15 protein-coding genes and 1 pseudogene are annotated in these 12,394 nt (G+C 71.8%); 9 read left to right on the forward strand and 7 right to left on the reverse strand.

Going from position 1 to position 12,394, the window contains the following annotated elements; genetic code table 11:
* Positions 1-159 precede the first annotated feature (159 nt).
* The 5 genes and pseudogenes from AB0A90_RS07205 (at position 160) to AB0A90_RS07225 (ending at position 3,832) form a co-directional block, all read left to right on the forward strand.
* A pseudogene (locus tag AB0A90_RS07205) lies at positions 160-476 on the forward strand (hypothetical protein).
* Between the two features lie 58 nt (positions 477-534).
* Positions 535-1,923 carry an MFS transporter gene (locus AB0A90_RS07210; protein WP_357243048.1) on the forward strand — a complete coding sequence of 463 codons (1,389 nt, stop codon included), beginning with the start codon at positions 535-537 and terminating at the stop codon, positions 1,921-1,923.
* Positions 1,924-2,173: 250 nt separating this feature from the next.
* A complete protein-coding gene (locus AB0A90_RS07215; RefSeq protein ID WP_357243052.1) occupies positions 2,174-2,956 on the forward strand; it encodes an NAD(P)H-binding protein in 783 nt (260 codons plus the stop codon).
* Positions 2,957-2,993: 37 nt separating this feature from the next.
* Entirely contained in the window at positions 2,994-3,188 is a 195-nt protein-coding gene (locus AB0A90_RS07220) for a hypothetical protein (RefSeq protein WP_357243056.1), read from the forward strand.
* Positions 3,189-3,283: 95 nt separating this feature from the next.
* Positions 3,284-3,832, forward strand: a complete 549-nt coding sequence (locus AB0A90_RS07225; RefSeq protein WP_357244069.1) for a YbaK/EbsC family protein — start codon at positions 3,284-3,286, stop codon at positions 3,830-3,832.
* A gap of 68 nt (positions 3,833-3,900) precedes the next feature.
* Here AB0A90_RS07225 and AB0A90_RS07230 read toward each other — a convergent pair whose 3' ends face one another.
* The 4 genes from AB0A90_RS07230 to AB0A90_RS07245 form a co-directional block, all read right to left on the reverse strand.
* A complete protein-coding gene (locus AB0A90_RS07230; RefSeq protein WP_357243059.1) occupies positions 3,901-4,584 on the reverse strand; it encodes a DsbA family oxidoreductase in 684 nt (227 codons plus the stop codon).
* A gap of 20 nt (positions 4,585-4,604) precedes the next feature.
* Positions 4,605-5,033 (reverse strand): SufE family protein, encoded by a 429-nt coding sequence (locus tag AB0A90_RS07235; RefSeq protein ID WP_357243062.1) that lies wholly within the window; start codon positions 5,031-5,033, stop codon positions 4,605-4,607.
* Between the two features lie 67 nt (positions 5,034-5,100).
* The gene (locus AB0A90_RS07240) at positions 5,101-5,526 is read right to left on the reverse strand and encodes a CBS domain-containing protein (protein WP_030487636.1); all 426 of its coding nucleotides are present in this window, start codon (positions 5,524-5,526) and stop codon (positions 5,101-5,103) included.
* Between the two features lie 57 nt (positions 5,527-5,583).
* The gene (locus AB0A90_RS07245) at positions 5,584-7,353 is read right to left on the reverse strand and encodes a proline--tRNA ligase (RefSeq protein WP_357243065.1); all 1,770 of its coding nucleotides are present in this window, start codon (positions 7,351-7,353) and stop codon (positions 5,584-5,586) included.
* Positions 7,354-7,425: 72 nt separating this feature from the next.
* Here AB0A90_RS07245 and AB0A90_RS07250 point away from each other — a divergent pair, with 72 nt between their 5' ends.
* From AB0A90_RS07250 to AB0A90_RS07265, 4 genes are all read left to right on the forward strand, one after another.
* Complete coding sequence (locus AB0A90_RS07250; RefSeq protein ID WP_357243068.1) at positions 7,426-7,656, forward strand: hypothetical protein; 231 nt, start codon at positions 7,426-7,428, stop codon at positions 7,654-7,656.
* A gap of 43 nt (positions 7,657-7,699) precedes the next feature.
* Positions 7,700-8,467: an SGNH/GDSL hydrolase family protein gene (locus AB0A90_RS07255; protein ID WP_357243071.1), complete on the forward strand. Its 768-nt coding sequence runs from the start codon at positions 7,700-7,702 to the stop codon at positions 8,465-8,467.
* A gap of 2 nt (positions 8,468-8,469) precedes the next feature.
* The gene (locus AB0A90_RS07260; RefSeq protein WP_357243074.1) at positions 8,470-8,916 is read left to right on the forward strand and encodes a hypothetical protein; all 447 of its coding nucleotides are present in this window, start codon (positions 8,470-8,472) and stop codon (positions 8,914-8,916) included.
* Positions 8,917-8,988: 72 nt separating this feature from the next.
* Entirely contained in the window at positions 8,989-9,891 is a 903-nt protein-coding gene (locus AB0A90_RS07265; protein WP_357243077.1) for a sulfurtransferase, read from the forward strand.
* Between the two features lie 59 nt (positions 9,892-9,950).
* On the opposite strand, the gene AB0A90_RS07270 is transcribed toward AB0A90_RS07265, so the two are convergent.
* The 3 genes from AB0A90_RS07270 to AB0A90_RS07280 all read right to left on the reverse strand — a co-directional run bounded on the left by AB0A90_RS07270 (position 9,951) and on the right by AB0A90_RS07280 (position 12,329).
* Positions 9,951-11,135, reverse strand: a complete 1,185-nt coding sequence (locus tag AB0A90_RS07270; RefSeq protein ID WP_357243080.1) for a hypothetical protein — start codon at positions 11,133-11,135, stop codon at positions 9,951-9,953.
* The gene (locus AB0A90_RS07275; protein WP_357243083.1) at positions 11,132-11,680 is read right to left on the reverse strand and encodes a SigE family RNA polymerase sigma factor; all 549 of its coding nucleotides are present in this window, start codon (positions 11,678-11,680) and stop codon (positions 11,132-11,134) included. The genes AB0A90_RS07270 and AB0A90_RS07275 overlap by 4 nt, the downstream gene beginning before the upstream one ends.
* Positions 11,681-11,747: 67 nt before the next feature.
* Positions 11,748-12,329 (reverse strand): TetR family transcriptional regulator, encoded by a 582-nt coding sequence (locus AB0A90_RS07280; protein WP_357243086.1) that lies wholly within the window; start codon positions 12,327-12,329, stop codon positions 11,748-11,750.
* Positions 12,330-12,394: the final 65 nt, after the last annotated feature.

The following is a 12,394-nucleotide window of genomic DNA, read 5'->3' on the forward strand; positions in this document are numbered from 1 at the left end:
GGCGTACGGCTGGACGGACGCCGGTCCGACTCCCTGTTGCTGCTGGTCCTGACCTTGGCCATTTCGTCCTCCCACCGCACTCACGTCCGGCGGCCTGGCTTCCCGACCTGCCATCCGTTATGCCCCCTGAGCGGCGGAATTTTGCGTGGCCGCCGGTGCATGGACGGGGTGGGCCGTGGAACCCGACGACCATCACCGGACATGGGGAGGCCGACATGAGCACGCTGACGCGACATCTGAACGGCTCGGGGGAGAACGTCCGGATGTACAACCGGCAGGTGGCCTTACCGATGCTGGGTGACGTGGCGGTGCCGCCACCGGACAAGGTCGCCTACTACGCGGGGCTCGGTGTGCTCGCCGCACTCCAGGTCATCGAGTGGCCGATCGCCCTGGTGATCACGGCCGGCCACCTGCTGGCGGACCAGCATCTGTCGGGAGTGGTGCGCGGGGTCGGGCAGGCGCTTCAGGACGCCTGAGGAGAGCCGGGTCACCGGCGATTGACCTGAATCCAGGTTGAAGTCGCATGCTCGGGTCATGCCGAGCACAGTCGCCACCGACGCACCGGCCGTACCGGGGTTGTTCGCACCCCGGTTGCGCGCGATGACGGTGGGCAGCGTCGCCTTGATCTCGTTGCTCGCGTTCGAGGCGCTGGCGGTCGGTACGGCGATGCCGACCGTCGCCCGCAGCCTCGACGGGGTGGCGCTGTACGGGATCGCGTTCGGTGGCCCGTTCGCCACGGGCGTGCTGGCCATGGTGGTCTCCGGCATCTGGTGTGACGCCAGAGGCCCCCGAGGTCCGATGTGGCACGGGGTCACCTGGTTCGTGGTCGGGTTGCTGATCGCCGGGACCGCCCCCGTGATGAGTGTGCTGGTCGTCGGGCGGGTGGTGCAGGGATTCGGCTCCGGGCTGCTCTCGGTGGCGCTCTACGTGATCGTCGGGCAGGCGTACCCGCCGGAACTGCACCGGCGGATCTTCGCGGCGTTCGCGGCGGCGTGGGTCGTACCGTCGCTGGTGGGGCCGGCGGTGGCCGGCCTGATCGTGGAGTACCTGGACTGGCGGTGGGTCTTCCTCGCGGTGCCGGCGGTGGCGGTGCCGGCGGTGTTGTTGATCCATCCCGGCCTGCGGTCGCTGGGGCGGAGCGCGGTTACCCGGCTACCGGCCGGCGCGGCGGCACGGATTGGTTGGGCGTGCGGGGCCGCGGTGAGCGCCGCTCTGTTGCACATCGGGGGGCAGCAGCGTGGCGTTCCCGCCCTGACGCTCATCGCGCTTGCCGTGGTCGGCCTGCTGGTCTGTGCCCCGCGCCTGCTGCCGGCCGGGTTCCTGCGGGCGGCCCGGGGGCTTCCCACGGTGGTGGGCCTGCGCGGGCTGGCGTCGGCGGCCTTCGTCGGCGCCGAGGTGGTCATCCCGTTGATGCTCTCCCGGGAGCGGGGCCTCTCGCCCACCGCCGCCGGGCTGGTCCTCACGGTCGGCGCGCTGGCCTGGTCGGCCGGCTCCTGGTTGCAGGGCCGGATCCCGGTGCCGGCGTCGCGGGCCAGCCTGCCGCGCGCCGGGTTGAGCTGCATCACGGTCGGCACGGTCACGGTGGCGCTGGCCGTCTGGCCGGAGTTGCCGGTGGCTGTCGCCGTGCTCGGGTGGGCGGCGGCCGGCCTCGGCATGGGGCTGCTCTACCCGTCGTTGTCGGTGCTCACCCTGGAGCTGTCCGCCCCCGGCGAACAGGGCCGCAACAGTTCCTCCCTGCAACTGGGCGACTCCCTCTTCGCGGCGACGGTGCTCGCGTTGACAGGTGCCGTGCTGGCTGCGGGGAGCGCGCCCGGCCCGGCCAGTTACGCGGCGACTCTGGCGGTGACGGCGGGCCTGGCACTGCTCGGGGCCCTGTTGGCCGGCCGCGTCGTGGTGGGCGGTACCGCCCGGCCGGGCGGGTGATCCGGGGATTCGGTCGCGGCCGGCCCGGTTGGGCCAGGAGGATGGCGGGCGAGATGCGGGAGTGGGCCGAGGGTCATGCCTGGATCGTCAACGAGATCGTGATCTCGTTCTTCGCACTGCTGACCGTGCTGGACCTGATCCGCTCGGCGTGAGCCGGGGCAGAGCCGGTAACGAACCGCCATGTCGTCTCGTCCACCCCGCGTGCGCCGACGGCGTGCCGTGGTCCCCAGCAGGAGAGGAGGAGGACGAGATGAGGGTTCTGGTCACCGGAGCGGGCGGTCGCCTGGGACGTGCGGTGCTGGCCCGACTGCACAGTGCCGGGGTGGGTGTCCGGGCCACCAGCCGACGCCCGCACGCCAGGTCCGAGGCCGAGTGGGTGGTGGCGGACCTCGCGACGGGCCGCGGGCTGCCCGAGGCGCTGTCCGGGATGGACGCGGTGCTGCACCTGGCGTCCGCACCGAAGGGCGGGCAGACCTATCAGGTGGACGTGTTGGGCACCCGCCGACTGGTGGTGGCCGCTGGCGCGGCGGGGGTGGGACACCTCGTCTACGTCTCGATCGTCGGCGTGGACCGGGTGCCGATCCCGTACTACCGGCACAAGCTCGCCGCCGAGGAGGTGGTCGCGGCGGGTCCGGTGCCGTGGTCGGTGCTGCGGGCCACCCAGTTCCCGCAGTTCCTGGACGACCTGCTCGCCTCCAGCGCGCGGCTGGGGCCGGTGATCGGGGACCGGGCGGTGCTCGCCCAGCCGGTCGACCCGGGTGAGGTGGCGGCCCGGCTGGCGGCTCGGCTGGTCGCCGGCCCGCTGGGCGCCGTCGAGGAGTACGGCGGACCGCAGGTGCTGCGCTTCGACGAGGCGGCCCGGGCGTGGCGGGAGGCCCGAGGCTCGCGTCGACCGCTGCTGCCGGTACGGATCCCCGGCCGGCTCGGTCGCGAGTTGCGCGCCGGTGGCCTGGTCACTGAGGCACTGCCCCGGGGTGCTCGTACCTGGGCCGACCACCTCGCCGACACGTACGGGGGAACGGGGCGGAAATGAGAGCAACAACGGTTCATGTTCGTTTTACGGTGACGCCATGTTCGCTGTCGTCACCACGGTGATCCTCTACGTCTTCGGTTTCGTCTTCCTCTACGGCGTGATCCGGCTGGGAGTCCGGCACGCATTGGAGGACCTGGAGTTGCAACGGGCCAGGGCCCGGCGTGAGGAGGAGTTGGCGGCCGCCAGGGACCAGTCGTTCCTGCGCGACAACGCGTTCCTCGCCGGCAGTTGAGCACCGGATCGGTTCGGCCCGGGCCGGTGGCGTCCCGAAACGGACCGGGAGCCGTCGGGCGGTTCAGCGTGGCGGATGCGAGGATCGCACCCGTGATGGGAACGCTGAAGACCGAACCCGCCCGCGCCCGCCTGGACCTGCTCGCCCCGCCGGTGGCGGAGGCCATCGCGCAGTGGCCCGCCGAGGCGCCGGTGGACGTCAACGACGTGCTGGTCGCGCCGATCGACGCCGAACTCGCCGACACCGCCGCGTTCTGTGCGGCGTACGAGGTGGGACTGGACGTGTCGGCCAACTGTGTCGTGGTGGCGGGCAAGCGTGAGGGTGTGGTCCGCTACGCGGCCTGCATCGTCCTGGCCACCACCAGGGCCGACGTGAACGGGGTGGCCCGTCGGGCGCTCGACGTCCGCAAGGCGAGCTTCGCCCCGATGGCCGACGCGGTCGAGTTGACCGGGATGGAGTACGGCGGCATCACCCCGATCGGGCTGCCGGCGCAGTGGCCGATCCTGGTGGACGCACGGGTCATCGCCACTCCGCACGTGATCATCGGATCCGGCGTACGGCACAGCAAGATCGCGCTGCCGGGGCCGGCGTTGGGCGCACTGCCGGGCGCGCAGGTCGTGGAAGGGCTGGCCAGGCCAGCCTGAACAGACACCGGCATCGATGTTGTTGCACGTGAAACATCGTGATCATCGATGCCGGGTGCCCGGGTGGCTCAGCGTGCCGCGGCCTCGCGCTGCTCGCCTTCCGCTGCCTCGCGCTGCTCGCCTTCCGCTGCCTCGCGCTGCTCGACCTCGCTGAGCGCGGCGAGCAGGGTCTGCACCTCCTGTGCGCCGCTGACCGCGTACTTCCCGGCCAGGACGAAGGTCGGCACGCTGGTGATGCCGAGGTCCCGGGCGGTGGCCAATTCGGCCGCGACCTCGGTGACGCGCTCGTCGGAGTCGAGGAAGCGGCGTGCGTCGGCCGCGTCCAGGCCGATCGTGCCGGCCAGGGTGGCCAGCGCCTCCCGCGAGCCCACGTCGAGCCCGTTGTTGAAGTGCGCCTGGTAGAGCGCCTCCACCATCTCGGCCGCCCGACCGTGGTCGGTGGCGTAGGAGACCAGCCGGTGCGCGTCGAAGGTGTTCGCGATCACCGCGCGGTCGTAGTCCAGCCGAAGCCCGTCCGCGGCCGCGACCTGGGTCACGTGCGCGACCATCTGCTGGGCGCGCTCCGGCCCGCCGAACTTGCCGGCCAGCGCCTGCACCAGCGGGAGCGGCTCGGCGACCGGCGACGGGTCGAGCTGGAACGGCCGGTAGCGGACCGTCACCTCGCCCGGGTAGCTGGCGAGAGCCTCGTCCAGGCGGCGCTTGCCGATGTAGCACCACGGGCAGATGACGTCCGCGTAGATCTCGATCTCCATGATCGGTGGCAACCTCGCGGTCAGGCGAGTTGTTCCCGCACCTGACGCTTGAGCCGGCCCAGGATCGCCGTGCCACCGCGGATCCGCAGCGGGCTGATCGCCTGCGCCAGGCCCATCCGCTGGTAGAGGTCGTCCGGCACGGCCAGCACCTCCTCCGGGCTGGCCAGGGCCAACCCCTCGGCGAGGATCCCGGCGAACGCCCGGGTGGTCGGCGCCTCCGGCGGGCAGTCGAAGATCGTCGTCACGGTGCCGTGCGGGGTCACCTTGGCGCGCAGGAAGAACGACGTCTGACACTCGGGCACCTGCTCCATGCCCTCGCGTTCGACGGTGCCCTCCGGCAGCACCGGGATGACGTCCGCGTACTCCAGGAGCATCTCCAGCACCAGGTCGCGCGGCGCGGCAGCGAACTCGTCGACGATCTCGGCCAGTCGGGCCGGCATGTCAGCCATGCGTCGAGGCTACCGCCGGCCATTCGCGAACAGGTCGGCGGCGCATACCGAGCCCCCGACCCGTTCGTCACACCGTCGGAGACTGCTCGCTGATCTCGCTGAGCGCGCTCGTGGGGTCGAGCTGCATGGCCAGGTCGCCGAGCGAGACGATCCCGACCAGCTTGCGATCGCTGTCACAGACCAGCACCCGGCGGATGCCCCGGTCCCGCATGAGCGCCGCCGCCTCGCCCGCCGTGCAGTGCTGCTCGATCATGACCACCTCGCGGGTGACGATCGAGCCGATGGTGGTGGCCGCGGGCGAGCTGTTCTCCGCCACGGCCCGCACCACGATGTCCCGGTCGGTGAGCATGCCGGCGAGGCTGGCGCCGTCGGTGACCACCACGTCACCGATGTCCGCCTCCTTCATCACCCTGGCCGCCTCGTCCAGGGTGGTCTCCGCCGGCAGGTACACGACTTGCTTGGTCATCACGTCACTGACCCGGTAACCGGTCATGAGAGCCTCCGAAGACGAATACACCCGATCGAACTGATCTACCCGGTGACGCGGTAGCTACACCAGGTTTCCACGTTCCTGACGTACCTCGTGCACGAGTCGGGCCACCAGACCGTCAAGTGGCACCTCGGCGCGCCCGTCGCCGGCCCGTACGCGCAGCTCGACGTACCCCTCGTTGAGTCGGCGGCCGACCACGACGGCCCGGGGGATGCCGATCAGCTCCGCGTCGGTGAACTTGACCCCGGCCGAGACGTGCGTGCGGTCGTCGACAAGCACCCGCAGGCCGGCGGCGGCGAGACGTCCGCCCAACTCCAGCGCCGCGTCGAGCTGCGGCCCCTTGCCCGCAACCACCAGGTGTACGTCGCACGGCGCGATCGCCGCCGGCCAGACCAGACCCCGGTCGTCGTGGTGCTGCTCGGCGATCGCCGCGACCGCCCGGGACACTCCGATGCCGTAGCAGCCCATGGTCGGCCGGACCGGCTTACCGTCCGGTCCGAGCACGTCGACCGCGAACGCGTCGGTGTAGCGGCGACCGAGCTGGAAGATGTGGCCGATCTCGATGCCCCGCCGGATCGTCAGCTCGCCGTCGGCGCAGGCCGAGCAGCTGTCCCCGGCGCGCACCTCGGCCGCCTCGATCGTCCCGTCGGGCGTGAAGTCCCGCCCGCAGACCACGTCGGTCGCGTGCCGGCCCGGCTCGTTCGCCCCGGTCAGCCACGCCGAGCCGGGCACCACCCGGGGATCGGTCAGGTAGCGGATGCCCAGCTTGTCGAGCACCTGCGGCCCGAGGTACCCGCGGACCAGCTCGGGATGCTCGGTCCACTCGTCGAAGACAGCCACCTGGGCCGGCGCCAGTGCGGCGCTGACCCGCTTCAGGTCGACCTCCCGGTCCCCGGGCAGCCCGATCACCAGCGGCTCGGCCCGGTCGGCACCCGGCTGCCGAACGGACAGCACCACGTTCTTCAGGGTGTCGGCGGCGGTCCAGCCGTCCCGACCGCCCAACCGGCGGGCGTTCGCCAGCTCCACCAGACCGGCGATCGTCGGGGTGTCCGGGGTGTCGTGCACCTCGACGGCCGGCTGCGTGGTCGGGTCACCGGCGGCCGGCGCCCGGGTGACCACCGCCTCGGTGTTGGCCGCGTAGTCGCAGGCGGTGCAGCCGACGAAGGTGTCCTCGCCGACCGGTGTCGCCGCCAGGAACTCCTCCGACGCGGAACCACCCATCGCCCCGGACATCGCGTGCACCACCGTGTAGTCCAGGCCCAACCGGTCGAAGATCCGCCGGTACGCCGCGCGATGCCGGGCGTACGCGTCCCGCAGCCCCGCGTCGTCCAGGTCGAAGGAGTACGCGTCCTTCATCAGGAACTCCCGGCCGCGCAGCAGTCCGGCCCGGGGTCGGGCCTCGTCGCGGAACTTCGTCTGCACCTGGAACAGCGTCAGCGGGAAGTCCCGGTACGAGGTGACCAGGTCCTTGACCAGCAGCGCCGCCATCTCCTCGTGGGTGGGTGCCAACAGGTGCTCGGCGCCGCGCCGGTCGGCGAGGGTGAAGATGTCGTCGCCGTACTCCGTCCACCGCCCGCTGGTCCGGTACGGCTCGGCGGGCAGCAGCGCCGGGAAGTGCACCTCCTGGTCGCCGATCGCGAACAACTCGCCACGCACCACGTCGGTGATCCGGTCCAGCACCAGCTTGCCCAGCGGCAGCCAGGTGTAGCCGCCCGGCGCGGCGCGGCGGATGTAACCGGCGCGCAGGAGAAGCCGGTGGCTCGGCACCTCCGCGTCGGCCGGGTCCTCGCGCAGGGTCCGGAGCAACAGGGTCGACATGCGTAGCAGCATTCGCGCAGCCTAGAGCGTGTGCGCCCGGCCCGACGATCCAATTCGGCCCGACGGGGGGCGTCACTGTCGAAGTTGGCGCCCAGGGCGGCAACCATCGGCGATCAGCGCGACGTCTGGAAGGGCATCAAGTTCGCCGAGCAGGCCGAGCCGGCGAGCCTGCGGGACATGCAGATCATCAACGCGCTCATCAGGGCGGGGTCGACCGGCCGGAGGCCCAACCCGCGACTGCGCCGGACGATCCGGCCCGCCAATGACCTCCGCCACGTCGCCCGATCGGGGCACTACCCGCCGCGCCCGCGGTGACAGACTGGTCGCCGCAGGCAACGAGCGGTGTGAGGGGGCGCGGGTGCGCTGGCGCAGTTTTGTCGCGGTCGGGGACAGTTTCACCGAAGGCATGGATGACGCGTACCCGGACGGCACCTTCCGGGGCTGGGCAGACCTGGTGGCGACCCGACTCGCCGCCGAGGCGGGACCCGACTTCCGGTACGCGAACCTGGCCATCCGGGGTCGGCTCTTCCCCAGCGTGGTAGCCGAGCAGGTGCCGTCGGCCGTGGCGATGAAGCCGGACCTGATCAGTTTCGCGGCCGGCGGCAACGACGTGCTGCGCCGTACCTTCGATCCGGACACGCTGGTGTCCCGCTTCGACGAGGTGGTCCGGCAACTGCGTTCGGGCGGCGCGGACGTGCTGCTCTTCCGGTTCGCCGACGTGATGGCCCGACTGCCCGGCCAGCGCCTCGTCGCCCCCCGGGTGCAGTTGCTCAACCAGGCCGTCGGTGAGACCGCCGAGCGGCACGGCGCGATCATGGTCGACCTGTACGCCGACGACGTGTTCCTCAACCCGATGCTGTGGAGCACCGATCGGCTGCACCTCTCCCCGGCAGGTCACCGGCGGGTCGCGGGGCAGGTGTTGAACGCGCTCGGGGTCGGTTGCGACGAGGAGTGGCTGATGGTCCCGCCGCACCCGGCGCCGTCGCCGTGGTTGGCGGCCCGTGCCGCCGACGTGCGGTGGGCCGGTCGGCACCTCGCACCCTGGGTGAAGCGACGGCTGACCGGCCGGTCGTCCGGCGACACCGTGACGGCGAAGCGCCCGCTGCTCGGGCCGATCGTCGACTGACCGTGCGCACGCTGCACACCGCTCCACTGCTGCGACGTACCGCCGATGGTGCGTCGCAACCCGATCACGCCGTGCTGGTGAGCGGGGACCGCATCGAGGCCGTCGGACCGCTGGCCGACCTGCGCGCGGCGTACGCGGATGTCCGGGTCCGCCGGTGGCCCGGCACCCTGGGGCCGGGCCTGCTGCACGACGCCCCGCTGCCGGCAGCGCCCACCCCACGCGAGCGGGTGCACGCGTTGCTGCGGACCGGGGTGACAGCGGTGCTGGCAGAGCACCTGGCCGACCCGGCGCTGCGGGTCGCCGTCGACCGGGGCGACCTGCTCGCGCTGCCCGCCGCGGTGCCGCCCACGCTGCGTCCGGGTGAGCGCGCCGATCTCGCGGTCCATGCCGCCGACGGTGTCTGCCTGGTGACCGTGGTCGCCGGCCGGATCGCCCACCGCCGCGCCTGAGGCCCGTCACGTGCGCTCCGTCGCACCCCGATGGCCGTTCACCGGCCCGGGTTACGGCGTAGTTTGGGGATCATGTCTGTGCCGAACGATCCTGATCCCCGCCTTCAGTCGTACGCAGATCCGCAACGGCTGGTCACCACCGAGTGGCTGGCCGAGCACCTGGGCGACGAGGGCCTCGTGGTTGTCGAGTCCGACGAGGACGTACTGCTCTACGAATCGGGTCACATTCCCGGTGCTGTCAAGGTCGACTGGCACCTGGAGTTGAACGACCAGGTGACCCGCGACTATCTGGATGCCGAGCGCTTCGCCGAGTTGTGCGCCGCGAAGGGCATCGGCCGGGGTGACACGGTCGTCTTCTACGGCGACAACTTCAACTGGTGGGCCGCGTACGCCCTCTGGGTGTTCTCGCTCTTCGGCCACGCCGACGTGCGGCTGCTCGACGGCGGCCGGCAGAAGTGGATCGCCGAGGGGCGCGAGGTGACCCGCGACAAGCCGGCCCGTCCCCGCGCCGACTACCCGGTGCCGCTGCGCGACGACGCGCCGCTGCGGGCCTACCGTGAGCAGGTCATGGCGCACATCGCCGCCGGCCGGCCGCTTGTCGATGTCCGGTCGCCGGGTGAGTACACGGGCGAGACGCTGCACATGCCGGACTACCCGCAGGAGGGCGCGCTGCGGGGCGGCCACATCCCGGGCGCGGTCAGCAAGCCGTGGAAGTCGGCCGCCAACGAGGACGGCACGTTCAAGTCGGCCGACGAGCTGAAGGCGATCTACGCCGACCAGCTCGGGCTGAGCCCCGACGACGACGTGATCGCGTACTGCCGGATCGGCGAGCGGTCCAGCCACACCTGGTTCGTGCTGCGGCACCTGTTGGGCTACCCGCAGGTACGCAACTACGACGGCTCGTGGACCGAGTGGGGCAACCTGGTCCGGGCACCCGTCGTCAAGGGCGACCAGCCCGGTGGCCTGGCCGCCTGACCGGCCGGTATCGGTGTGGACCGTCCCCGCGCGATGCCCTGTCGCGCGGGGACGGTCGTTCAACCAGCGACTGCGATCACGCCACGCAGATCGCGGATGATGCCGGTGACCTCACCGGTCTCCGGGTTCCAGCGGGCCAGCGCGGCCGGTTCCAGCCGGAGCAGCACCGCACCCTTGTTGTCCCAGCCCAGCACCTCGCAGCAGCCCTTACTGCGCTCCCGGCCCAGGTCGAGCAGGTGGGACACGGCACCGGTCCGCGCGTCCAGCACCGCCGTCCCCTCGGCGCCGTCGATCTCACCGCTGGTGATCCATGCCGCGCTGGCCAGCCGCCCGCCGTGCAGCCAGCCCCGGCCGTAGAACTCGTTGATCTGATACGGCGAGGGCAGTCCGTCGGTGGTGATCGGCTGTTCGGAACGGATCGTCGCCTCGCGGGCGGTCCGGGTACGCAGTTCCAAGCCATCTCGTTCGCCGATCAGCTCGACCAGCGGCGCCTCCCGACCCGCCTCCGGGTCGGGCGCGGCCAGGACCCAGGTCGACACGTCGATCCTGCTCGCCGCCCCGGTGGCCCGGTCCACCGCGTACGTCCGGTCCTCGCCGCCGACCAGCACCCGGTCGTTCGCCCAGACAACCAGCTCCAGATAGCCGTCGAGGGGGATCCGGCGTACCTGCGCGGTGGTGAGGTCGACGATGACCAGTTCCTTGGTCTGCGCGAACGCCGCCGACTTGCCGTCCGGCGACAGCACTCCCGGCTTCACGGCGGGTGCCTCGTTGTAGCCCGCATCCCGGGTGGGTTGCAGCGTCACCACGTCGAGGCTGCGTACCACGCCGTCGTTGCCGAGCACCCGCACCGGACCGTCCGCGCGATTTTCCTCGTCCGTCGGCTGGAACAGTGCCAGCGCCCGCTGGACCGGTCGCTCGGAGAGCGCCACGGTCGCCGGGCCGCCGAGCCGGGCGAGTGGATCGGGTGCGAAGGTCAGCTCGGCGGGTGGGTGCTGCACGGGATCGCCGTGCGTGGGGACGGCGGTCGGGGTTGGCGCCACCGTGAGATTCGGTGGTGGATCGGGCGGTCGCAGGGCCGCCACCACGCCGCCGCCGACAAGTGTCACGGCCAGGGCGACAATGCCGACGGCCCGTCGGGTCCGTCGCCTGCGCCGAGCCCGGTCCCAACCGGCCGTTGCCGGTTGGCTGGGCAGAACGTCCTCGACAGTGATGGTCAGCAGCCGCCGCAGGTCCTGTTCGTTCACGGGTTCACCTCCAAGCCGGCGGCCAGATCGGCCGTGCCCTGCCGTGGCCGGGCGTCCCGGGCGAGGTCCGGGGCGACCTCGCGGAGGCGGCGCAGCGCCGCATGACACTGGCTCTTCACGGTGCCGACGGTCACCCCGAGTGCTTCGGCGGTGGCGACCTCGGTCAGATCCTCGTAGTAGCGCAACACCAGGACGGCCCGCTGCCGGGGCGGCAGCAGGCTCAGTGCGTCGTGCATGGTCAGCCGTAGGGCGCCGTCCCGGTCGTGGGTCACCCGGTCCGGTGGTGTGGCGCTCAGCCATTCCCGCCGTCGTCGACGCCACCAGGAGACGGCATCCCGGTAGAGGATGGCGCGCACGTAGGCGGAGGGGTCGCCGTTCTGGACCGACGCCCAGCGCAGCGCGAGCTTGAGCAGGGCGTCCTGGAGCAGATCCTCGGCCTGATGCTGGTTGCCGCAGATCAGGTAGGCCGCACGCAGCAGCCGGTGTTGGTGGTTCTCCACGAAGGCGAGGTAGCCGTCACGGCCGTCGTGTCCCGTCGGTGCCATCCGCCCCCTCCCGGCCGTCGCGTTGGGCGTCACCTGCCAGACGCACGGGGAGGGGTAAAAGGTTGGGTCAGTTTTCCGGCACCCCGGTCAGGTAGCGCTGCAGAGTCGGTGCGATCCAGGGGACCAGCTCCTCGGCCGGCGCGTCCACCATGGGTGGCAGGCGGACGATGTACCTGGTGAAGGCCAGGCCGAGGATCTGGCTGGCCACCAGACCGGCACGGCGGGCGGTCGTCGCGGGATCGGTGCCGAAGCTGGCCACGGCGGCGGCGAGCTGATCGACGAAGATGCCGCGCATGCGCTCGGCGGCGCCCGGGTTGGTGCTGGCGGCCCGGAGCAGCGCCACGAGCGTCTCGTCGCCCTCCCAGCGGGCGAGGAAGTGCCGGATCAGCACCTCGCCGAGGTGAGCGGGCGGCACCGCGGCCAGATCGGGCAGGCGGAGGTCGAACTCGGCGGCCGCCGCGAAGAGCCCCTCCTTGCTGCCGTAGTAGCGCATGACCATCGACGGGTCGATCTGGGCGTCCGTGGCGATGGCCCGGATCGTGGCGCGCTCGTATCCGTCCGCCGCGAAGCGTTCCCGCGCCGCCCGCAGGATCGCCGCCCGGGTGGCGTCGGAGCGGCGGGGGTGGGTCGGTTGGGTGGACGCGGTCATGCCAACGACCGTATGCCAACAACTGTTGACACACAATCAGCAGCGCCCTAGCGTTGCCAACAAGC

The sequence above is a fragment of the Micromonospora sp. NPDC049204 genome (assembly GCF_040647935.1).
In the GTDB taxonomy this organism is placed as follows: Bacteria; Actinomycetota; Actinomycetes; order Mycobacteriales; family Micromonosporaceae; genus Micromonospora.